The sequence below is a fragment of the Crossiella cryophila genome (assembly GCF_014204915.1).
Taxonomy (GTDB): Bacteria; Actinomycetota; Actinomycetes; order Mycobacteriales; family Pseudonocardiaceae; genus Crossiella; species Crossiella cryophila.
On sequence record NZ_JACHMH010000001.1, the window covers coordinates 2,350,812 to 2,371,333 of the forward strand.

The 20,522-nt window shown below is 71.2% G+C and carries 19 protein-coding genes and 2 riboswitches; of the genes, 9 read left to right on the forward strand and 10 right to left on the reverse strand.

The window, feature by feature from the left end; genetic code table 11:
- Positions 1 to 37 precede the first annotated feature (37 nt).
- The gene (locus HNR67_RS10955) at positions 38 to 2,038 is read right to left on the reverse strand and encodes a prolyl oligopeptidase family serine peptidase (RefSeq protein WP_185001930.1); all 2,001 of its coding nucleotides are present in this window, start codon (positions 2,036 to 2,038) and stop codon (positions 38 to 40) included.
- A gap of 84 nt (positions 2,039 to 2,122) precedes the next feature.
- On the opposite strand from HNR67_RS10955, the gene HNR67_RS10960 reads away from it, so the two are divergent.
- Complete coding sequence (locus HNR67_RS10960; protein ID WP_185001931.1) at positions 2,123 to 3,097, forward strand: TetR/AcrR family transcriptional regulator; 975 nt, start codon at positions 2,123 to 2,125, stop codon at positions 3,095 to 3,097.
- Here HNR67_RS10960 and HNR67_RS10965 read toward each other — a convergent pair.
- A complete protein-coding gene (locus HNR67_RS10965; RefSeq protein ID WP_312986975.1) occupies positions 3,087 to 3,746 on the reverse strand; it encodes a response regulator transcription factor in 660 nt (219 codons plus the stop codon). The two genes, HNR67_RS10960 and HNR67_RS10965, sit on opposite strands and share 11 nt — an antisense overlap.
- Positions 3,743 to 5,026, reverse strand: a complete 1,284-nt coding sequence (locus HNR67_RS10970) for a sensor histidine kinase (protein WP_312986977.1) — start codon at positions 5,024 to 5,026, stop codon at positions 3,743 to 3,745. Before HNR67_RS10970 ends, HNR67_RS10965 begins: the two co-directional genes overlap by 4 nt.
- Before the next feature lie 278 nt (positions 5,027 to 5,304).
- Between HNR67_RS10970 and HNR67_RS10975 the strand changes: the two genes are divergently transcribed.
- The 3 genes from HNR67_RS10975 (at position 5,305) to HNR67_RS10985 (ending at position 8,580) form a co-directional block, all read left to right on the forward strand.
- Complete coding sequence (locus tag HNR67_RS10975) at positions 5,305 to 6,000, forward strand: ABC transporter ATP-binding protein (protein WP_185001932.1); 696 nt, start codon at positions 5,305 to 5,307, stop codon at positions 5,998 to 6,000.
- The gene (locus HNR67_RS10980) at positions 5,997 to 8,237 is read left to right on the forward strand and encodes an FtsX-like permease family protein (RefSeq protein WP_185001933.1); all 2,241 of its coding nucleotides are present in this window, start codon (positions 5,997 to 5,999) and stop codon (positions 8,235 to 8,237) included. Before HNR67_RS10975 ends, HNR67_RS10980 begins: the two co-directional genes overlap by 4 nt.
- 136 nt (positions 8,238 to 8,373) lie before the next feature.
- Complete coding sequence (locus tag HNR67_RS10985; protein WP_185001934.1) at positions 8,374 to 8,580, forward strand: hypothetical protein; 207 nt, start codon at positions 8,374 to 8,376, stop codon at positions 8,578 to 8,580.
- 160 nt (positions 8,581 to 8,740) lie between these two features.
- Here HNR67_RS10985 and glyA read toward each other — a convergent pair whose 3' ends face one another.
- The 5 genes from glyA to HNR67_RS11010 form a co-directional block, all read right to left on the reverse strand.
- Positions 8,741 to 9,991: a serine hydroxymethyltransferase gene (gene glyA / locus HNR67_RS10990; RefSeq protein ID WP_185001935.1), complete on the reverse strand. Its 1,251-nt coding sequence runs from the start codon at positions 9,989 to 9,991 to the stop codon at positions 8,741 to 8,743.
- Between the two features lie 15 nt (positions 9,992 to 10,006).
- A complete protein-coding gene (gene gcvH / locus HNR67_RS10995) occupies positions 10,007 to 10,378 on the reverse strand; it encodes a glycine cleavage system protein GcvH (protein ID WP_185001936.1) in 372 nt (123 codons plus the stop codon).
- 43 nt (positions 10,379 to 10,421) lie between these two features.
- Complete coding sequence (gene gcvT / locus HNR67_RS11000) at positions 10,422 to 11,513, reverse strand: glycine cleavage system aminomethyltransferase GcvT (RefSeq protein ID WP_185010483.1); 1,092 nt, start codon at positions 11,511 to 11,513, stop codon at positions 10,422 to 10,424.
- A 67-nt stretch (positions 11,514 to 11,580) separates the two neighbouring features.
- Positions 11,581 to 11,676, reverse strand: a riboswitch (glycine riboswitch).
- Positions 11,677 to 11,776: riboswitch (glycine riboswitch) on the reverse strand.
- A 53-nt stretch (positions 11,777 to 11,829) separates the two neighbouring features.
- Positions 11,830 to 13,008 (reverse strand): sensor histidine kinase, encoded by a 1,179-nt coding sequence (locus HNR67_RS11005; protein ID WP_185001937.1) that lies wholly within the window; start codon positions 13,006 to 13,008, stop codon positions 11,830 to 11,832.
- Positions 12,989 to 13,642, reverse strand: a complete 654-nt coding sequence (locus HNR67_RS11010) for a response regulator transcription factor (protein ID WP_185001938.1) — start codon at positions 13,640 to 13,642, stop codon at positions 12,989 to 12,991. Before HNR67_RS11010 ends, HNR67_RS11005 begins: the two co-directional genes overlap by 20 nt.
- A gap of 129 nt (positions 13,643 to 13,771) precedes the next feature.
- On the opposite strand from HNR67_RS11010, the gene HNR67_RS11015 reads away from it, so the two are divergent.
- Genes HNR67_RS11015 through HNR67_RS11030 form a run of 4 tightly spaced genes read left to right on the forward strand, consistent with a single transcriptional unit; the run spans position 13,772 to position 17,311 of the window.
- A complete protein-coding gene (locus HNR67_RS11015) occupies positions 13,772 to 14,311 on the forward strand; it encodes a hypothetical protein (protein WP_185001939.1) in 540 nt (179 codons plus the stop codon).
- Entirely contained in the window at positions 14,308 to 15,408 is a 1,101-nt protein-coding gene (locus HNR67_RS11020; protein WP_185001940.1) for a peptidoglycan-binding protein, read from the forward strand. Before HNR67_RS11015 ends, HNR67_RS11020 begins: the two co-directional genes overlap by 4 nt.
- Positions 15,405 to 16,088: an ABC transporter ATP-binding protein gene (locus tag HNR67_RS11025; protein ID WP_185001941.1), complete on the forward strand. Its 684-nt coding sequence runs from the start codon at positions 15,405 to 15,407 to the stop codon at positions 16,086 to 16,088. Before HNR67_RS11020 ends, HNR67_RS11025 begins: the two co-directional genes overlap by 4 nt.
- Entirely contained in the window at positions 16,085 to 17,311 is a 1,227-nt protein-coding gene (locus tag HNR67_RS11030) for an ABC transporter permease (RefSeq protein WP_221489845.1), read from the forward strand. Before HNR67_RS11025 ends, HNR67_RS11030 begins: the two co-directional genes overlap by 4 nt.
- Positions 17,312 to 17,403: 92 nt before the next feature.
- On the opposite strand, the gene HNR67_RS11035 is transcribed toward HNR67_RS11030, so the two are convergent.
- A complete protein-coding gene (locus tag HNR67_RS11035) occupies positions 17,404 to 18,069 on the reverse strand; it encodes a C39 family peptidase (RefSeq protein WP_185001942.1) in 666 nt (221 codons plus the stop codon).
- 135 nt (positions 18,070 to 18,204) lie between these two features.
- Between HNR67_RS11035 and HNR67_RS11040 the strand changes: the two genes are divergently transcribed.
- A complete protein-coding gene (locus HNR67_RS11040) occupies positions 18,205 to 19,182 on the forward strand; it encodes an ArsR/SmtB family transcription factor (RefSeq protein WP_185001943.1) in 978 nt (325 codons plus the stop codon).
- Here HNR67_RS11040 and HNR67_RS46190 read toward each other — a convergent pair whose 3' ends face one another.
- Positions 19,183 to 20,304 (reverse strand): glycoside hydrolase domain-containing protein, encoded by a 1,122-nt coding sequence (locus HNR67_RS46190; RefSeq protein ID WP_185001944.1) that lies wholly within the window; start codon positions 20,302 to 20,304, stop codon positions 19,183 to 19,185. It abuts the gene before it with no gap.
- Between the last annotated feature and the right edge of the window lie 218 nt (positions 20,305 to 20,522).

Consider the following 20,522-nt stretch of genomic DNA (forward strand, 5'->3'; position numbering starts at 1 on the left):
CCTCCTGCGAGGGAACTCCGCCACCCCAACCCCAGACCTAGCGCGGCACGAACGACATTCCCAGTTCCCGCAACACAAAGCCCAACCACTCGGCCTGCATCTCCGCCCCCACGCCCGCGTCCATGCTCCCGTGCCCGACCGCGGTCCACACCCGCAGGAACACCTCCCGCCCACTCCGCGAGGCATCCCGCACCCCGGCCACGAATCGCCGGGCCTGTGACGGCGGACAGCTGATGTCGCTGTTGCCCACCACCACGAACACCGCCGGATACCGCACGCCGGCCCGGATGTTCTGGCAGGGCGAATACCCGGCCATCGCCGCCGCGTCCACCGGATCGGCCGGGTTCCCGTAGTCCTTCTCGTACACCGCCCTGATCATCGCCGTGCCCGGTCCCTCGGCCAGCGGCGCCAGCACGTCCAGCACCGGCATGGTCGGCACCACCACCCGCCACAGCTCCGGCTGCTGCGTCACCGCCACCCCAGCCAGCAGCCCGCCGTTCGAGGATCCTTGGAACGCAAGGGTTTCCGGCGTCGCGACCCCTCGGGAAACCAGGTCCTCGGCCACCGCCCGCAGGTCGTCGAAGGTCCGCTGCTTGTGCTCCCGCCGGGCGGATTCGTACCACTCCCGCCCGTATTCGCTGCCACCACGCAGGTTCGCGTGCACGTACACCCCGCCCGAGCGCACGAACGGCGTCATCGAGCCCAGGAAGGTGGGCAGCTTCGGGATGTTGAACCCCCCGTAGGCGTTCACCAGCGTCGGCCGCGGCCCGCTCCGGTCCAGATCCGCCTTGGCCAGCACGAAATACGGCACCCGGGTGCCGTCCGCCGACGTCGCGAAGTGCTGCTCCACCGTGATCCCGGACAGGCTCGCCCCCGGCTCCAGCACCTCCAGCGCCCCGGTGGCCGGATCCAGCTCGTACATGGTGTCGCTGCTGGTGAAACTGCTCGCGGTGAACGTCAGCGCCGCCGACCCGGTGGGCAGCCGGGAGAACACCGTCAGCGCGAAACTCGCACTGGCCGCGGGCAACGCCGCCCGTGCCACCGGCGTCCCGTCCAGCGAGTACGACCGCACGTCCAGCGAGACGTCGTTCAACGCGGTCACCACCAGGTGCCCGCCCAGCCGGTACAGGCTCCGCAGCACCAGGTCCCCGGCCGGGATCAGCTCCACCCAGGTGTCCGGATCCGTGGACGTGGCAACGGGAATCCGCACCACCCGCCCCCGTGGCGTGTCCGTGCTGATCGCGACGTAGGTGTCCTCGTCAACCCAGTCCCCGTACAGCTCCCCGTGGAACCCCGCCGGCGCGAACGGCCGGAACGCGCCCGACCCGGTGTCGGCGATCAGCGTCGCCAGGTGTTCGTGCGGTGCGGTCACCACCAGCACCCGGCTGCCCCCCGGCGACACCTGCGGCACCACCGACAGCGAGGTCGGCGGCACCCCCGGCAGTGCGCGCGGCACCGACTCGCCGCCGTGTACCGGGAAGAACCGCAGCTCGTGCGCGCCCTCGGCCGACCGCCCGCCCAGGTAGAACCCGGAGCTGTCCGGCAGCCAGGCCGGGCGCACCATGTTGCCCTGCATCGCGGGCGCCGCCACCGGCAGCCGCTCGCCGGTCTCGGCGTCCAGCACCAGGAACCGGCCGAACGGATCCCCGCCCGCCGCCGCGTTGACCGCGAGCAGCCGCCCGTCCGGCGACGGCTCCGGGTAGATCAGCGAGGTCGCCCGGCCGTCACCGCGCTCGGCGGTCAGCGCGGCCGCGGCCACCAGCACCCGGCCCGGCGAGTCCCGCGCTTCGGCCACCCGGATCGCCTGCCCGGTGCCCGCCTCGTCCTGCCCCAGCCAGAACCACCGCCCGGCCACCAGCCGCCGATCCGCCAGCACCCCGGCGAGCTGACCGGCCAGCAACGGCTTCAGCTCCTCGACCAGCTCGGCGAAGCCTGGGAAGTCCCGCGCGGCCGCGGTGGCCGCGCTGACCTGCTGCTCCTGCCAGGCCAGGACCTCCGCGGTGTCCTCGTTGAGCCACGCGTAGGCGTCCGTGGTCATGCCCCCACCCTCTTCCCGAATATTTCAGATGGTCGTATCATCTGGATGGTGAGAGTATTTCGGTGAGTGGCTAGGGTTTGTCAAGTGGCGAGACTGACAAGGGCGGAGCTGCAGGAACAGAACCGCGGCCGGATCCTGGACGCGGCCAGGGCCGAGTTCGCCGAGCGCGGCTACCGGGAAGCCAAGATCGACGACATCGCGGACCGGGCCGGGCTGACCAGGGGCGCGGTCTACTCCAACTTCCCCGGCAAGCGGGCGCTGTACTTCGCCGTGCTCGCCGGTGCGGCGCTGACCCAGCCCGCCGCGACCGAGCCGGTGGACGGCAGCACCCGCGGCGCGCTGGCTGCCTTCGCCCGGTCCTGGCTGGCCCGCACCGCCAACCCGGAACTCATCGGCGAGGTGCTCGCCGAGGAGGACACCCGAGGGGTCTACGCGCAGCTGCTGGAGATCCAGGCGGTGATGCTGGGGACCGGACTCGGCGACGGCGGCGCGCAGCGGGCCCGGCTCGCGCTGACCGCGCTGCACGGGGCCAACCAGCTGGCCACCCTCGCCCCGGACTTCGTCGCCGCCGACGCGGTGGCCGCCGCCTGCGCCCAGCTCGCCGACCTGCCGGTGGCCGATCCCTGGTCACCGCCGACGGCCCTGCCCCAGCTGACCCGGCCGGGCAGTGCCTGGCCGGAGTCGGTCGCGGTGTGCACCGTGCACGCCACCATGATCGAGCTGAACGCCGACGGGCTGATCCTGTTCCTCGGCCCGGACCGGCTCGGCGCGGTCGAGGACCTCGCGCACGGCACCGGCGAACCGGTCACGCTGGTGCTCGGCGCGCGCTGGTCGGCCGAACTACGCGTGCTCGCCGGACTCACCCTGGCCGGGTTCGGGCACAACCTGCGGGCCGCGGGCGGTAAGCCGGGGCAGCTGCGGGTGGTGTGCGACGCCAGCGTCCCGGCCATCGCCGAACGCCTCGGCATGACCGGCCAGGAAACCGCGATCCGGGTCGAGGGCGGCCGGATCGCCGCCCGCGCGGACGGCGCGGGCGCCGGCTACGCGCTCACTCGTTGAGCAGGCCGGAGCGCCAGGCCCAGGCGGCGATCTCCACCCGGTTGCGCGCGCCCAGCTTGGCCTGCACCGAGGCCAGGTGGGTCTTCACCGTGGACAGCGACAGGAACAGCTCCGCGCCGATCTCGGTGTTGGTCAGCCCGCGGGCCGCCGCGCGCACCACGTCCATCTCCCGCTCGGTCAGCGGTTCGGACGGGTCCTCCGACTTGGGCCTGCCGCCGCCGGACTTGTTGAAGTGCTCCAGCATCCGCACGGTGATCTGTGGCGAGATCAGCGCGTCCCCGCGCACCGCCGCCCGGACCGCCTCCACCAGCAGTGCCGGACCGGCGTCCTTGAGCAGGAACCCGCTCGCGCCGTAGCCCAGCGCGGTGTGCACGTACTCGTCCAGGTCGAAGGTGGTCACCACCACGACCTTGATCGGGTCGGTCACGCCGGGGCCGCAGAGCTGCTTGGTGACCTCGAGGCCGTCGATGCCGGGCATCCGGATGTCCATCAGGCACACGTCAGGGCGCAGCTCCCTGGCCCTGCGCACCGCGCTGATGCCGTCGGGCACGTCGGCGACCACCTCGATGTCCGGCTGGACCTCCAGGATCATCCGGAAGCCGACCCGCACCATCTCCTGGTCATCGGCGATCAAGACCCGAATCGTCACCGCGTTGCCTCCCGCACCGGCAGCCAGGCGTGCACCTCCCAGCCACCGGACAGCCTCGGCCCGGCGCTGAACCGGCCGCCCAGCAGCTCAACCCGTTCCCGCATTCCGACCAGACCGTAGCCCCCCGAACCACCGGCGGGCGCGGCGGAGGACCCCTTGCCGTCGTCGGTGACCCGGACGTGCACCATCTCGTCCGCGGTGCTCACCGCGACCCGCACCGCGGTCAGCCCGACCGCGTGCTTCTGGGTGTTGGTCAGCGACTCCTGCACCACCCGCAGCACCGAGCGGGCCAGTTCCACCGACAGCGTGCGCGGCAGGTCCAGGGTCAGGTACACCGGCAGCCCGGCGGCCGCGGCGTCGTCGACCACCTTGCGGATGTCGGCGACCGGATCGGTGGTGGCCGAGTCGCTGGCGCCGACCTCGCCGACCGCGTGGGTGTCCCGCAGGCTGCTCACCAGCGAGCGCATCGCGGTCAGCGCGTCCACCCCGGCCCGTTCGATATAGGGCAGGACCCGTTGCGCGGCAAGCGGATCCTGTTCGGCCACCACCTGCGCGGCCTGGGCCTGCACCACGATCCCGGTGACGTGGTGCGCGACCACGTCGTGCAGTTCGCGGGCCAGTGCCAGCCGTTCGTCCTGCTGGGCGGAGCTGACCGCGGCGGTCACCACCCGGCGCCGGTCGCCGTCGCGGGCCCGGAAGTACACCCCGGTGCCGATGGACAACAGCAGCAGCATGCCCGGGATGGCCACCGAGCCGAGGTTGTCGAACAGGTTGCCGCCGGGGCGGATCACCCCGGCCAGGATGCCGGCGAAGACGATCGCGGACACCGCGGTGGTGGACTTGTTCGGCGAGGCCTGGCGGACCACGGTGGCGATCAGCGCCATCCCGGCCGCGGTCTCCACCGGCCCCATGCCGGAGACCGCGTCCCAGTGGTTCACCCCGGTGTAGCGCAGGCCCGCGGTCAGCCCGACCATGGTCATCGAGGCCAGCAGCGCCGACTCCACCGGACGGCGCGGGGCCACCACGGCGATCAGCGCGATGATCGCGTCCGCGATCCAGGCCAGTCCAAGCACATCCGAGCGAGTGCCCCCGGCCGCGGTGCTGAACTCGACCAGCAACATGAACCCGAGCGCGCCGGCGATCGGCCACTGCCGCCGCAACAACGGCCGCCAGCCGGTCAACGTGGTGTCCACAGTGGAACACGGTACGTGTTCGCCCGGCGCGCGCACCTCGGCCGGGTGGCCACCCCGGCCCTCGGCCGATCGGCCGAGGACGGCCACGCACGCCTGACCCGCTGGCCGAAGTCACCAGGGGCCGCACTCGGCCAGTCTTTAGTCCCGTCAGACACAAGCGCCCCGCCCCCCGATGTTGCGAAACAGGCGTGGCGCGCAGCGACACGGCGGGCACTTCACCAGCAGCGCGGTACCGATTTTTCGCGTTGCCTTGCCGTGCGTCCGACGCATCCGAAGCTTGCTTCGCGTGCGGCGGATGCACGGCGGGGCGACTTAGAGCGAAAAATCCCGCGCGCGGAGCGCGCCAATCGATACAGGAGGACAACGTGACGGTTCCGGGTTTCGGTGCGCAGCCGGTGCTCACCGGCCATCACCTCATCAAGCGCTATGGGCAGACCCACGCCCTGGCCGGGGTGGACATCTCGATCGCACCTGGCGAGGTGGTCGCGATCATCGGACCGTCCGGATCGGGCAAATCGACCCTGCTGCACGTGCTGGCCGGCATCCTGCCCGTCGATGACGGCGTGGTGATGCTGGACGGCAAGCGGATCGACCAGTTCGGCGAGACCGAGCGCAGCAAGCTGCGCCGCTCCGCCTTCGGGTTCGTCTTCCAGGCCGGGATGCTGGTCGGCGAGCTGACCGCGGAGGAGAACGCGGCGCTGCCGATGCTGCTCGCCGGCATGGCCAAGGACCAGGCGCTGACCGCCGCGCGGCAGTGGCTGACCCGGCTCGGCCTGGCCGGGATGGAGGGCCGCAGGCCAGGTGAGCTGTCGGGTGGGCAGGCGCAGCGGGTGGCGATCGCGCGGGCGCTGGCGCACCGGCCGCGGGTGATCTTCGCCGACGAGCCGACCGGCGCGCTGGACTCGCGCACCTCGGATGAGACCATCGGCGCGCTGCTGGCCGCGGCCAAGGAATCCGGGGCCGCGGTGGTCATCGTGACGCACGATCCGCAGGTGGCCGCCAGGGCCGAGCGCGTGGTGGAGATCCGGGACGGACTGATCGCCCGGCGGGTCGCCGCGTGAATCCTTTCCAGCTCGCCCTGCGGGTGCTCCGCGGGGATCGGCGCAGCCTGGTCGCTGCCGTGTGCACCCTGTTCGGCGTGGCCATCGCGGTCACCCTGGTGTCCTGGCTGGCCGCCGTGCCCGGTGCCCTGGACGCCCGCGCCGAACACGAGGCATGGCGCCAGCCCGGACCGCTGGTGAACGAGTCCGCGGCCACGGTCCGGGTCAAGAACAGCCAGGACCGGGTGCGGGACAAGGTCATCACCCGGGTCGACGTGGCCGCGCTCACCCCGGACGCCCCGGCCGCGCCCGGCCTGCTGCGCGTCCCGCAGCCGGGGGAGGTGCTGCTGTCCCCGGCACTGGCCGCGCTGGCCCGTGACCTGCCTGCCGACCAGCTGGCCAAACGCTTCCAGGGCAAGGTGATCGGCGAACTCGGCGATCAGGCCCTGATCTACCCGGGCGAACTCGTCGCGGTGGTCGGGCACAGCCAGCAGACCCTGGTCGAGGACAGCTACCCGGCCGCCGGGCTCGTCCCCACCGGCCAACCCCGGCCCGAGTTCATGCTGTTGCTGCTCTCCCAGGTCGGCCTGGTCGTGCTGGTGGTGCCGAGCCTGGTGCTCATCGCCTCCTCCGCCCGGCTCACCGCGGCCCGCCGGGAACGCCGTCTGGCCGCGTTGCGCCTGGCAGGCGCGACCCCTGGGCAGGTGGTCGCGATCACGGTGGTGGAGATCGCGGTCGCCACCGTGCTGGGCACCCTGCTCGGCCTCGCCCTCGGCCCGGTGGCCAGGGAACTGACCACGCAACTGCCGTGGAACGGCGGCACCTGGTTCGCCGCCGACCTGGAACCGAGCTGGCTGCTCTCCCTCGGCATCGGCCTGGGCACCCCGCTGCTGGTGATCGGCGCGGCCGTGTTCGGCCTGCGCCGGGTGCTCACCCAGCCGCTGGGCGCGGCGCAGCAGCACAGCCGCAAGGCGCCCAGCGCGTGGCGGCTGCTCATCCTGATCGGCGCGGCCGGGGCCTTCATCGGCGGTATCAGCGTGGCCAGCGCCACCGGCGGCACCTCGGTGCTGGTCGGCGGACTGGCCGGGATCGCGCTGGCCGCCTCGGTGGTCGGACCGTGGCTGACCTCGGTGGTCGGCCGGATCTTCACCAAGGTCTGGCGCCGTCCGTCCACCCTGCTCGCCGGGCGACGGCTGCGCGATGACCCCAAGGCCGCCTACCGGGCCGCCTCCGGCGTGGTGCTCGCGGTGTTCGCCGGCAGCCTGGCGCTGACCGTGCTGCCCTCGCTGGAACAGAAGGTGGACAACCGGACCTGGCAGCCGTGGAAGGAGGGCGTGCTCTACACCACGGTCAGCTCGACCGAGGTGCAGACCGCGGCCGAACGGCTGCGGGTGGAGCTGGCCAAGCGCGGGGTGAACACCCCGGTCGGGGCGGCCGCGCACGGCAACCTCAAGGACAAGAGCGGTCACTACGTCGGCCGGGCCGTGGTGCTCGGCTGCGAGGAGGCCACCGCGCTGATGTGGCTGCCGCTCGGCCCGTGCGGCGGCGCGCCCGGCGTCCGGGTCGGCAAGGGACAGCAGTACCCCGCGGGCCCGCTGCAGCTGTCCACCTACGCGGGCCGGGACGAGGGCAGCACGCCGCTGCCGGAGAAACCGGTCGTGCACCAGATGGCCGGGGACAACAGCAAGACCGGCGGGGTGATCGTGATCGACCCCGCGCTGATCCCCAAGGGCGCCCAGCTCACCGGGTACACGCTGACCGTGATGACCAGCCCGGCCAACGCCGAGCTGGTGCGCACGCTGCTGATCGAGCAGGTGCCCGGCGGCCGGATCGGTTCGCTGGAGGCCCAGCGCGGCCGGGACGACATGCAGGTCGGCGACATGCGCCGGATCGCGCTGATCGGCCTGATCATCGCCGGACTGCTCGGCGGCATCAGCGCCGCCATCACCGCGGCCGGGTCGGTGGTCGACCGCAGGCGCACGCTGGCCGCGCTGATCGCGGCAGGCACCCCGGTGCGGGTGCTGGCCAGGGCGTTGCGCACCGAGGCGGCGCTGCCCTCGCTGGTGGCCACACTGGGCGCCGGGCTAGCCGGGCTGGCGGTCGGCGGGGCGCTGATGACGCTGGTCCAGGCGCCGCTGACGGTCAACTACTGGCTGGTCACGCCGCTGGTGATCGGCTTCGGCGTGGCCCTGGTCGCGGCCTCGGCGTGCGGTCCGCTGCTGCGCAGGATCTCTCCCCAGGCTTACGCCGAGGAGTGAGTGCCTCGGCCGTTCGGCCAGTCCGCCGACTGGCCGAACGGTCGGGGTCGGAATGGCTTAACGGCCGATCCGCGGAAGGGGTCTACCAGCGCAAACTGGTTCCAGACACAGAGAGCGCGAAGTGAAGGAGACCACGATGCTGGAGATGGTGCTGACCTGGACCGGTGCGGTGCTGAGCCTGCTGGTGCTGGCGCTGATGATCCTCCCGGCCGTGGTCGACGGCCAGGGCGAGCCGAAGGCCGTGAAGGTGGCCCGCACCGAGCGGATCAAGGCCACCCGCGCCGTCCGCGCCGCCCGCAAGACCCACCGCCCGGTCCGCCACGCGGGCCCCATCGCCGCCTGACCCGCTTCCCCGCCCCACAACGGCCAACACACCGTCCACAACGGCCAACACACCGTCCAAGTTCGGCCAACACTCCGGCTGGGTTTCAGACCCGCCGGAGTGTTGGCCGTTTTGGGACGGTGTGTTGGCCGTTCTTGTACGCCTTGTTGGGCGTTGTGGGTCAGAGGTTGGGGTAGAGGGGGTGCTTGGCGGCGAGGTCGGTGACCCTGGCGCGCAGGGCGGCCGCGTCGAAGTCCGGGGTGAGCGCCTTGGCGATCACGTCGGAGACCTCGGCGAAGTCCGGGTCGGTGAAGCCGCGGGTGGCCAGCGCCGGGGTGCCGATGCGCAGGCCGGAGGTGACCATCGGCGGGCGCGGGTCGAACGGGACCGCGTTGCGGTTGACCGTGATGCCCACCTCGTGCAGCCGGGCCTCGGCCTGCTTGCCGTCCAGCTCGTGGTTGCGCAGGTCGGCCAGCACCAGGTGCACGTCGGTGCCGCCGGTGAGCACGTCCACCCCGCCGCCTGCCTTGACCAGCGTCTCGGCCAGGATCTTGGCCCCGGACAGGGTGCGCCGCTGCCGCTCGGCGAACTCCTCGCTCGCGGCGATCTTGAACGCCACCGCCTTGGCCGCGATCACGTGCTCCAGCGGCCCGCCCTGCTGACCGGGGAACACCGCGGAGTCGATCTTCTTGGCGAACTCCTGGGTGCTCAGGATGGTGCCGCCGCGCGGTCCGCCCAGGGTCTTGTGCGTGGTGGTGGTGACCACGTGCGCGTGCGGCACCGGGCTGGGGTGCAGCCCGGCCGCGACCAGCCCGGCGAAGTGCGCCATGTCCACCATCAGGTAGGCGCCCACCTCATCGGCGATCCGGCGGAACTCGGCGAAGTCCAGCTGACGCGGGTAGGCCGACCAGCCGGCCACGATCATCTTCGGCTGGTGCTCCTTGGCCAGGCGCTCCACCTCGGCCATGTCGATCAGGCCGGTGTCCTCGCGGACCTGGTAGGCGGCCACGTCGTAGAGCTTGCCGGAGAAGTTGATCCGCATGCCGTGGGTGAGGTGCCCGCCGTGCGCCAGCTCCAGGCCGAGGATCTTGTCCCCGGGGGTGAGCAGCGCGTGCATGACCGCGGCGTTGGCCTGCGCGCCGGAGTGCGGCTGCACGTTGGCGTGCTCGGCGCCGAAGAGGTCCTTGACCCGCTGGATGGCCAGGCGCTCGGAGACGTCGACGTGCTCGCAGCCCCCGTAGTAGCGCCTGCCGGGGTAGCCCTCGGCGTACTTGTTGGTCAGCACCGAGCCCTGCGCCTCGAGCACGCCCACCGGGGCGAAGTTCTCCGAGGCGATCATCTCCAGGGTGGACTGCTGGCGGCGGAGTTCGGCGCCGAGCACCTCGGCGATCTCCGGGTCGATCTGCGCGAGCGGCGTGTCCAAAGTGGACATGATCGGGTCTTCCTTTCAGCCTGCGGTCAGCTCGTCGTACTCATCCGGCGTGAGCAGCTCCCCGTCCGGGGCCGCGCGGTTGATCCTGATCAGCCACCCGGCTCCGAACGGGTCGGAGTTCAGCAACGCCGGATCCTCGGCCACCGCCTGGTTGACCTCGGTCACCGTGCCGGAGACCGGGGCCAGCAGGTCGCTGACCGATTTCGTCGACTCGATCTCACCGCACGCCTCTCCGGCGCTCACCACCGCCCCCGCCTCCGGGAGCTGGACGAAGACCACATCGCCCAGTGCCTCGGCGGCGTAGGCGGTGATCCCGACCGTGGCGACCGGACCGTCAGTGATCCACTCGTGGTCCTTGGTGTAGTGCAGCTCGGGGGGAACCGGCATCGCTTGTACAGCCTTTCGGGAAAGTATGTGCAGGTGGGAGGGGTCAGCGCGAGCGCTTGTAGAACGGCAGCGCGACTACTTCCGCCGGTTCGGCGTTACCGCGCACGTCCACCACGACCTCGGTGCCCGCCGCGGTGTGCGCGTGGTCCAGGTAGGCCATCGCGATCGGGTGACCCAGGGTGGGGGAGGGCGCGCCGCTGGTGATCTCGCCCACCACGGTGCCGTCGGCGAGCTTGACCAGCTGACCGGCCCGCGGGCTGCGGCGGCTCTTGCCTGCCAGCCCGACCAGGGCGCGGGTGGTGTGCTGACGGGCTTCCAGCGCGCTGCGGCCGACGAAGTCGCCGAGCTTGTCGAAGCGGACCACCCGGCCCAGCCCGGCGTCGAAGGGGGTCAGTCCGACGTGCAGCTCGTTGCCGTACAGCGCCATGCCCGCCTCCAGCCGGAGGGTGTCCCGGCAGGCCAGCCCGGCCGGGCGCAGGCCAAGCGGCTCACCGGCCTCGGCGATCCGCCGCCACACCGCCTCGGCCAGTTCGGCCGCCACGTAGACCTCGAACCCGTCCTCGCCGGTGTAGCCGGTGCGGGCCAGGTAGACGGGGTGCCCGGCGATCACCGCGGGGCGCCCGGCGTAGTACTTCAGGCCGGTGAGGTCCTCGCCGGTGACCGCGGTGACGATCTCGGCGGCGACCGGGCCCTGCACCGCGATCAGCGCGGTCTCGGCGGAGCGGTCGATCACCTCGGCGCTCAGCCCGTGTGCCCGCTCACCCAGCAGCGCCCGCACCACCGCGGCGTTGGATGCGTTGGCCACCACCAGGAACTTGCGCTCGGCCTGCCGGTAGACCACCAGGTCGTCCAGCACGCCGCCGTTGGTGTGGCAGAGCATGGTGTAGCGGGCCCGGCCGATGGCCAGTGAGCCGATCGCGCCGACCAGCGCGTAGTCCAGCACCCGGCCGGCTTCCGGCCCGGAGATCTCGATCTCGCCCATGTGGCTGAGGTCGAAGAGCCCGGCCGCCTCGCGCACCACCTTGTGCTCGGCCAGCTCGCTGCCGTAACGCAGCGGCATCGACCACCCGGCGAAGTCGGTGAACTGGGCGCCCAGCGCGACGTGCTGAGCGTGCAGGGGGCTGCGGCGGGACAGGCCGACGGCGGTCACGGGAGGCTCCTGGGGTCGAGGCGTCCACCGGCATGCGGACACCGCTGCTGAGCCTCCCCGCTCTGTCATGGGACCTGAGAGCTTCGCCGCGCGGACGCGGGTTGCACCGTGGGTGAGGTGGGCGAACCCACCTGCTTTCCAGAGTCGCCTCGCTCGAACGGTGACGTTGCCTGAGAGTTTCCGGGGAGTGGTTGCTCCTTCGGCGTCCCGCGCGTGCTTCGTGCCGGGATCTCTCCCGCCCGAGCTCAAACGGCCGATATGCGGTTGTGCCGCGAACCTTCCGGGACGGCCGAGGGGTCTGTCAACCCCTGGGCAGTTCGACCTTGACCCGCAGCCCGCCGTCCGGCCGGGGCTCCGCCTTGACCGTGCCGCCGTGCGCGCGGGTGATCGAGTCCACGATGGACAGGCCGAGGCCAGCGCCTTCGCCCTTGGCGGTGCGGCCCTCGCCGCGCCGGAACGGCTCGAACAGCTGTGGGATCTGACTCACCGGCACCTTCGGGCCGGTGTTGGACACGGTGAGGCCGCCGAAGACGTCCGTGCGCACCCACACCGTGCCGCCGGCAGGCAGGTTGTGCCGGATCGCGTTGGAGACCAGGTTGGTGACCAGCTGGGTGAGCAGCACCCGGTCGCCGGAGACGGTCGCCTCGGTGATCCGCACCTGGAGTTCGATCTCCCGCCGCGCGGCCTCGGCCCGGTACTGCTCGACCGCCTCGGTGACCACGGTGTGCATCTCCACCCTGGTGCGTTTGGCCAGGCCGCGGTCGCTGCGGGCGAGCACCAGCAGGCCGTCGATGAGCCGTTCGATCCGCCGGTTCGCGGTGAGCAGCTGCTCGCGGATCTCGGCCGCCTTCTCCGGCGTGGGGTTGCCTGCCAGCCCGATCTGCACCGCAGCCCGCTGCACGGCCAGCGGCGTGCGCAGTTCGTGCGAGGCGTTGGCCACGAACCGGCGCTGGCTGTCGAAGGAGGATTCGAGGCGGTCCAGCATCCGGTCGAAGGTCTCGGCCAGTTCGGTCAGCTCATCCGGCGGGCCCTTGATCGCCAGCCGCTCGTGCAGGTTGGAGGAGGAGAGCCGTTGCGCGGTGGCGGTGATGGTGTGCAGCGGCTGGAGCACCCGGCCGGAGAGCCACCAGCCGGCGGCCACCGACACCGCGGCCACCCCGATCAGCGACAGGATGGAGATCAGCAGCAGGGTCTCCAGGGTGGTGGCCTCCACCGCCCTGGTCACCTCGGCGGCGGGGAGGAAGGCCAGCGTGCCGTCCGGCCGGGTCTGGCGCAGCGCGGTCGAGGCCTGCAATCCCTCCATCGGGATGGTGCGGGCCACCGCGGTGCCGAGCCGGAACGAGAGCTGGTCGCGTACCAGCAGGTAGATCACGGTGAGCAGCACCGCGCCGCTGCCGAGGAACAGCGCGCCGTAGAGCGCGGTCAGCTTGACCCGGACGGTCAGCCGGGTCGGCCTGCGGTCAGATCCGGTAGCCGGCACCGGGCACCGTCTCGATCACCGGCGGCTCGCCGAGTTTGGCCCGCAGCTTGGACATGGCCACCCGGACCGCGTTGGTGAACGGGTCGGCGTGCTCGTCCCAGGCCAGTTCGAGCAGCCGTTCCGAGCTGACCACCGCGCCCTGGGCGCGCAGCAGCACCGACAACACGGCGAACTCCTTGGGGGACAGGTCGACCCGCCGCCCGTCCCGGCTGACCAGGCGGTTGGCCACGTCCAGCCGGACGCCGTTGCGGGTCAGCACCGGCGGCAGCGCGGGCTGGCTGCGCCGACCGAGTGCCTGCACCCTGGCCAGCAGCTCGGGGTACTCGAACGGCTTGGTCAGGTAGTCGTCGGCGCCCAGCTGCAGACCGTCCACTTTGTCCTCGAGCGATCCGGCGGCGGTGAGCATCAGCACCTTGGTGCGGCTGCCCTGGGTGGCCAGTTCGGCGCACACGTCGTCGCCGTGCCTGCCGGGCAGGTCGCGGTCGAGCACCAGCACGTCGTAGTCGTGCACGGCCAGCCGCTCCTGCGCGTCCAGCCCGTCGTGCACCACGTCCACCGCCATCGCCTCCGCGCGCAGCCCGGAGGCCACCAGCTCGGCGAGCACGACCTCGTCCTCGGCCACCAGTACCCGCATGGCACCGAGTATGCGCCGGGCCGGGGTTTCCGAAACGTTTCCGCTCGCGGAGAGCCTCCGGAAACACCCGTCCGCGTAGACCTGGCACCGAACGCCGGGCCAACGGGTCCGACGCGGTGAGGAGGAACGATGAAGACGCTGACCCGGCTGGGCCTGGGCGCCACCGCGCTGGTGGCCGCATTCACCCTGAGTGCCTGTGGTGGAGGCGAGAACAACGGCGACGGTCCGGCCAGCCTCAACGGCGGCAACAAGGGCAACGAGCAGAAGGCCGGCGACGACGTGCCCAAGGACCCCAAGGCGGCGATGCTCAAGTTCGCCTCCTGTATGCGGGAGAACGGCGTGGACTTCCCGGACCCCGACCCGGAATCGGGCGGCATGGCCCGCGCGATCCCGGCCGAGGGCCTGGACAAGAACAAGATGGACAAGGCCAGTGAGGCCTGCAAGAAGTACCTGCCCAAGAGCAACTACGACCCCAACGACCCCAAGGAGAAGGACCGCAGGGCCAAGATGAACCAGTGCCTGCGGGACAAGGGCATCGAGGTCAAGGAGGCCGAGGGCGGCAACGGCGCGACGATCGACTTCGGCGGGGACAAGGAGAAGGCCGAGAAGATCATGAAGGAATGCGGCATGGGCGCCGCGGGTGCGGTCGGTGTGGAGCCGGCGAAATGATCGAACAGGAAACGCAGCGCCCACGCCGCCGTCGCTGGCCCTACGTGATCCTGACCGCCGCCACCGTCACCGCGGTCGGCGTGACCGCGGTGCTGGTGCTGGGCCAGGGCGGGGATGCCAAGGCGGACAAGGGAAACCAGCAGACCAACAGCAAGACCAGCAAGGTGCTGCGGAGCACGCTGGAGGAGCACGAGGAGCTGTCCGGCAAGCTCGGCTACAGCGGCAAGTTCGACGTCACCGCGGCCGGTGGCGCCGGGGTGATCACCTGGCTGCCCAAGCCCGGTGACCACCTCGGCCGCGGCGACGCGGTGTACAAGGTCAACGACAAGCCGGTGCCGTTGTTGTTCGGGGACAAGCCGTTCTGGCGCAAGCTGGAGTCCGGGATGGACAAGGGCGCCGACGTGAAGATCCTGGAACAGAACCTCCGGGCGCTGGGCTACACCGGGTTCACCGTTGACGACAAGTTCGACGCCAAGACCGCGGCCGCGGTGAAGAAGTGGCAGAAGAAGCTCGGCCTGGAACAGAGCGGCGCGGTCGACCCGGCCTCGGTGGTGGTCCAGCCCGGCGCCTTCCGGGTGTCCACTGTGGACGCTCTGCTGGGTGCGCCGGCCCAGGGCAAGGTGGTCTCGGGCACCGGCACCACCCGCACGGTCACCGTGGACGTGCCGGTGGAGAAGCAGTCGCTGGCCCAGGAGGGCGCCGAGGTGGTGGTGAACCTGCCGGGTGGCAAGTCCACCAAGGGCAAGGTCACCTCGGTCGGCTCGGTCGCGGAGAAGACCGAGGAGCAGAACGGCGTCGGCGGCGGCAAGACCGTGATCAAGGTCGAGGTGCAGCTCAACGAGCCGGAGGCGGTGGGCAAGCTGGACGCCGCGCCGGTGCAGGTGGAATTCACCAGCCGCCGCAAGGAAGGCGTGCTCACCGTGCCGATCGGCGCGCTGCTCGCGCTCTCCGAGGGCGGGTACGCGGTGGAGATCGTGCAGCCGGACGGCAGCGGCAAGCTGGTCGCGGTCGAGCTGGGCATGTTCGCCAAGGGCAAGGTCGAGGTGAGCGGGTCCGGCCTGACCGAGGGCGCCACGGTGAAAGTGGCCGGACTATGACGCCCGTGATCGAGCTGACCGATGTGTCCAAGGAATACCCGGGCGGCGTGCACGCGTTGCGTGGCGCCAGCCTGCGCATCGATTCCGGGGAATTGCTCGCCGTTGTCGGCCCGTCCGGCTCGGGGAAATCGACCATGCTGCAACTCATGGGCACCCTCGACCACCCGAGTTCGGGGATCGTGCGGTTGCTCGGCCATGAGGTCGAATCGCTGTCGGACCGGCAGCTCTCCGCGGTGCGCGCGCACTGGATCGGGTTCGTCTTCCAGCAGTTCTTCCTGACCCCGTACCTGTCCGCGGCGCAGAACGTGGCCACCGGACTGCTCTACCACGGGGTGCCGAGGGTGGAGCGGCACAAGCGGGCCGTGCACGCGCTGGAGCGGGTCGGCCTCGGGCACCGGGTGGAGCACAAGCCAGCCGAACTCTCCGGTGGCGAGCGGCAGCGGGTGGCCATCGCCAGGGCACTGGTCGGGCGGCCGGCCATCGTGCTGGCCGACGAGCCGACCGGCGCGCTGGACTCGGCCTCCGGGCGCGGGGTGCTGGACCTGTTGCACGAGTTGCACGAGGACGGCACCACGATCGCGGTGATCACGCACGACATGGAGATCGCCCGCTCGCTGCCGCGCCGGGTGGAACTGCTCGACGGCATGGTGCGGCACGACAGCGGGCTGGTGGCGGCATGATCAGACGGAGATCCACCGCGCCGGGCGAGCTGCCGAAACTGCCGCGCTCGGCCCGGATCAGCGTGCTGGACCTGGTGCGGGCCGGGCTCACCGGCGTCTTCGGCCGCCCGGCGCGGGCGATCCTGTCCGCGCTTGGCATCGCGATCGGGGTCGCGGCCATGGTGTCCGTGCTGGGCATCTCCGCCTCCAGTCAGGCCGAACTGCAGGCCAAGCTGGCCGCCTTGGGCACCAACATGCTCAAGGTCGGCGCCGGGCAGACCATGTTCGGCGACGCGGCCAAGCTGCCGGAGGACGCCTCGGCCATGGTGCGCAACATCCGCTCGGTGCAGCAGGCGGCCTCGGTGGCCGCACTCAAGGCCAAGGTGTTGCGCAGCGACAAGGAGAACCCGAACAACACCGGCGGGCTCAGCGTCGAGGCGGTCGAGCAGAACCTGCTCGAACCACTGGGCGGCAAGATCAAGTCCGGTGCCTGGTTCAACGCGGCCACGGCCAAGTACCCGGCCGTGGTGCTGGGCAGCGTGGCGGCGCAGCGGCTGGCGGTGACCCAGCCGGGCGAGCAGGTCTTCCTGGGCGGCAAGTGGTTCACCGTGATCGGCATCCTGGAACCGATGCCGCTGGCCGAGGAGCTGGACCGCTCGGCCATGGTGAGCTGGCAGGTGGCCAAGGAGCAGCTCGGTTTCGACGGTCACCCGACCACGGTCTACGAGCGTTCGCTGGAGTCCACCGTGGAGCAGGTGCGCAACGTGCTGGCCGCCACGGTGAACCCGAAGAACCCGGATGAGGTCAAGGTCAGCAGGCCCTCGGACGCGCTGGCCGCGCAGATCCAGGCCAAGGCCACCTTCACCACGCTCTTCCTCGGGCTGGGCGCGGTGGCGCTGCTCGTGGGCGGCGTCGGGGTGGCGAACACGATGGTGATCTCCGTGCTGGAACGGCGATCCGAGATCGGTCTGCGGCGCTCGCTCGGGGCGGGTCGCGGACAGGTGCGGGCGCAGTTCCTCACCGAGGCGGTGTTGTTGTCCGGGCTTGGCGGGGTGTTCGGGGTCCTGCTGGGGCTGGGGGTCAGCATCGTCTACGCGATGAGCAACGACTGGCCGGTGGCGCTTCCGGTGGAGGCGATCGCCGGCGGCGTCGGGGCCTCGGTGCTCATCGGCACCCTGGCGGGGTGGTTCCCCGCCGGGCGTGCGGCCAAGCTGTCGCCGACGGTTGCGCTCGCGGCGGCCTGAGCCGCACACCACAGAGATCAGGCGCCTCTCCCCCGGGGAACGGTAGGGGAGAGGCGCCTGATTTCGCTTGTTATTCCGTAGTCGTATTACGATTATGCGGCGTAGCCCTTTCCACCGATCCAGGTGCCCAGGTTGTGCGTGCTGATCCAGTAGGCGCGCGGCACGTTGGACCAGCCACCGCCACCCGCTCCCTCACCGGCCGGGTCGGCGATCAGCACCGTGTTGCCGTAGTCGCCGTAACCGACGATCGCGACGTAGTGGTAGATGGTGCCGCCCGGGTAGCCCGGCGGGCGCCAGCCGCTGATCACGTTGGCCACCATCGGGTAGCCGTTGTCCAGGTTGAGCAGCACATCCCGCTTGAGCAGGTCCCGCTGGGCCTGGGTGGGCGGGTCGTACATGTTCTTGGCCGCGAACCACTGGGTGTTCGCGAACCGGTTGAGCGCGTTGCGGACCAGGCCGATGTGGTCGGTGCCGCCGGTGTGCGTGCCCATGTAGTTGGCCAGCGTCTGCTGGCTGGGCGGACTGACCCGGGTGCTCAGCGCGATCCAGGTGGAACCGGGACCACACCAGTAACCGGTCTGCTGTCGTTGCCAGCTGTAGTTGAGAACTCGGCTTTGCGCCTGCACACCCAGGTCGTGAGAGGCGATGGCCGCCGCCTTCTCCGGTGCCGGGGCCTCTGTGGCGGTTGCCAGACCGGCGCTGCCCATCAGCAGGGCGACGGCGCTGACCAGCACCATCGTGATGAGTCGTCGAGTCATGCTCGCTCCCGTCCTTGCCAGTTGCGGTAGTGGAAGTTTCACTGGACGGTGGGTGTTTTGGCTTTCTTATTCACCTATATCTGAAAAGCGCAGGTCCAGTTAGCTTTCGCGGTGTTCGGGGAAGTGAGACCGCCCATGCTGCGAATACATTTCACACCGGAGGACCTGGGGCGGACCAGGGTGGCCAATGCGCCCGATCCGCTCTGGGAGTCGATGCTCAGCCTGCACCGGTTGCGCGCCAGGGACGGCACGCTGGTGTTCGGCCAGTGGCGCGCGCGGGTGCGCGGCGGGCTGGCCACCGCGCAGTGCCGCCCGGAACTGCGCATGCTGCTGCCGCTGGTGCCCCAGCGCGGTTATTTCCCGGACTTCCTCACCCCGGCCGATGCCAGGTCGGGCTGGCAGGCCGGGATAGACGCGCTGCTGCACACCCCGGCCAGCCGGTTGCGCTCGGAACTGGAGCTGCTGGCCGGCCGCCAGCACCTGCCGTCCTGGGCGGCCGGACTGGCCGATGGCGACCCTGACCTGCTGCAACGGCTGGCCGCCGCGCTGACCGCGTACTACGAGCTGGCGGTGGCCCCCTTCAGCGGCGCGTTGCAGGCCCACCTGGACGCCGACCGCGCGCTGCGGGCCCGTTCGCTGCTCGACGGCGGCGCGGAGGGCCTGCTGGCCGGGCTGCGGCCGATGATGCGCTGGCAGAACCCGGTGCTGGAGGTGGACTACCCGACCGAGCAGGAACTGCACCTGGACGGCAGGGGGCTGCTGCTGGTGCCCTCGTTCTTCTGCTGGCGGCACCCGATCAGCCTGCTGGACCCGACCCAGCCGCCGGTGCTGGTCTACCCGGTGGAGAAGGACCCGGCCTGGTTCGGCGGCCCGGCCGAGTCCACCGAGCAGGCGGTGGCCGCGTTGCTGGGCAGCACCAGGGCGGCGGTGCTGGCCACCGTCGGCATCGGCTGCACCACCGGGGAGCTGGCCCGCCGCCTCCGGATCTCCCCGGCCTCGGCGAGCCAGCACACCACGGTGTTGCGCAACGCGGGCCTGATCACCAGCCGCCGCAACGGCCCGGTGGTGCTGCACACCCAGACCCCGCTGGGCGCCCGGCTGCTCCGGCCCTGATCACCAGGTCCGGTCCACGAAGTTGCTGTCCACGTAGATCTCCCAGCCGTAGTGCGATTCCAGGTGGCCGCCGGTGTACTGCTTGATCCGCCGCCGCTGCCACATGTCCCCGCGCACGTACCGGCTCTCCACGTTGGCCGCGCCGTCCCAGTGCGCCATCCAGATGTGGTCCGGCAACGGGAAGCCGGGCGCGTTGGCGATGGCCTGGATACCGGTGGCGGCACTGCTGTAGACGCCGGTGCGGTAGCCACGCTGGTGCACCCGGATGATCCAGGAACGCAGGTAGTTCAGCACCGCGTCCCGGCATTCCCCGTTGCCAGGGTCGAAGCTCTCCATGTCGTTGTAGATCGTGCTGCCACCGCCGATGCCCAGCCGCCCGGCCTGGTGCGCCGCGTCATCCCCGTCCGCCCAGCCCTGGTGACCCGCGTTGGCCGGGTCGATCTTGTTGCGGAACCCGGTGCACGGGGCCTGCAGCCCGACGTAGACCGGCAGCAGCCGCCAGCCGCGGTTGGTCTGCCGGTGCACCCAGTCCCAGCTCAGGAACCGTTGGCTGCACGCCTTGCTGATGCCGCCGATGTAGATGCCGACCGCACGGTAGGGCGAGTACTTCAGCCAGGTGTCCATGCCCTCGTTGGCCGGCGCGGTACAGGTGTCGAACCCGTGCCCGGTGAAGTCACCCGGCGTGTTCACCCACGAGGTGGTCCGCGGCAGCGCCTCGGTCACCGACCGGGCCGCCATCGGCACCGCGCGCGCGGTGAGCCGCGCCGAGTCCAGCACCGCCCGGATCCCCGCCACCGAATCCCCGTAGGAGGCCGTGACCAGCACTCCCGCCGCAGGCACCTGCAGGCTGATCTCGTGCCCGGCGGTCTCCGGCAGCACCGCCACCCCGGCCGCCCCCGCACCCGCCGTCACCGTGTCCGACCGGACCGGCGCCTCCGCCAGGGGTTCGATCAGCAGCGCCTCGGTCCGACCCACCACAGTGGACGGACAGATCGGCTGATCTCCCTGCTTCCCCAGGTAAACCACGTTCTGATCGAACCGGACACACCGCCGCGGCGCGGCGTCCAGGTCGACCACCTCCCACGACCCAGGCACCAGCACCTGGTAGCCCCGGTAGTCCACCAGCCGTAACGGTTCCGCAAGTGCGTCCGGAGTGGACAGTCCGGCGGTAAGTCCTAAAAGGACGACCAATCCGCGAATCGGGTGTGCTGACAGGGACCTGAGCGGCATGATGCCTCCCGGATGCGCGCTGCGCTCGACCAGCAGCGTGCCACCGCACCCCGAACCGCGCCGGACCGCGCCACGTTATCCACCCCGAAGGGTGAGTCCCACGACGCCCA

Excerpts from the sequence above, each read along its gene's own strand:
- HNR67_RS10955 (WP_185001930.1), bottom strand. The coding sequence starts at position 2,038 with ATGACCACGGACGCCTACGCGTGGCTCAACGAGGACACCGCGGAGGTC.
- HNR67_RS10985 (WP_185001934.1), top strand. The coding sequence starts at position 8,374 with ATGCTGGAGATGGTGCTGACCTGGACCGGTGCGGTGCTGAGCCTGCTG.
- glyA (WP_185001935.1), bottom strand. The coding sequence starts at position 9,991 with ATGTCCACTTTGGACACGCCGCTCGCGCAGATCGACCCGGAGATCGCC.
- gcvH (WP_185001936.1), bottom strand. The coding sequence starts at position 10,378 with ATGCCGGTTCCCCCCGAGCTGCACTACACCAAGGACCACGAGTGGATC.
- HNR67_RS11010 (WP_185001938.1), bottom strand. The coding sequence starts at position 13,642 with ATGCGGGTACTGGTGGCCGAGGACGAGGTCGTGCTCGCCGAGCTGGTG.
- HNR67_RS11015 (WP_185001939.1), top strand. The coding sequence starts at position 13,772 with ATGAAGACGCTGACCCGGCTGGGCCTGGGCGCCACCGCGCTGGTGGCC.
- HNR67_RS11020 (WP_185001940.1), top strand. The coding sequence starts at position 14,308 with ATGATCGAACAGGAAACGCAGCGCCCACGCCGCCGTCGCTGGCCCTAC.
- HNR67_RS11025 (WP_185001941.1), top strand. The coding sequence starts at position 15,405 with ATGACGCCCGTGATCGAGCTGACCGATGTGTCCAAGGAATACCCGGGC.
- HNR67_RS11030 (WP_221489845.1), top strand. The coding sequence starts at position 16,085 with ATGATCAGACGGAGATCCACCGCGCCGGGCGAGCTGCCGAAACTGCCG.
- HNR67_RS11035 (WP_185001942.1), bottom strand. The coding sequence starts at position 18,069 with ATGACTCGACGACTCATCACGATGGTGCTGGTCAGCGCCGTCGCCCTG.
- HNR67_RS11040 (WP_185001943.1), top strand. The coding sequence starts at position 18,205 with ATGCTGCGAATACATTTCACACCGGAGGACCTGGGGCGGACCAGGGTG.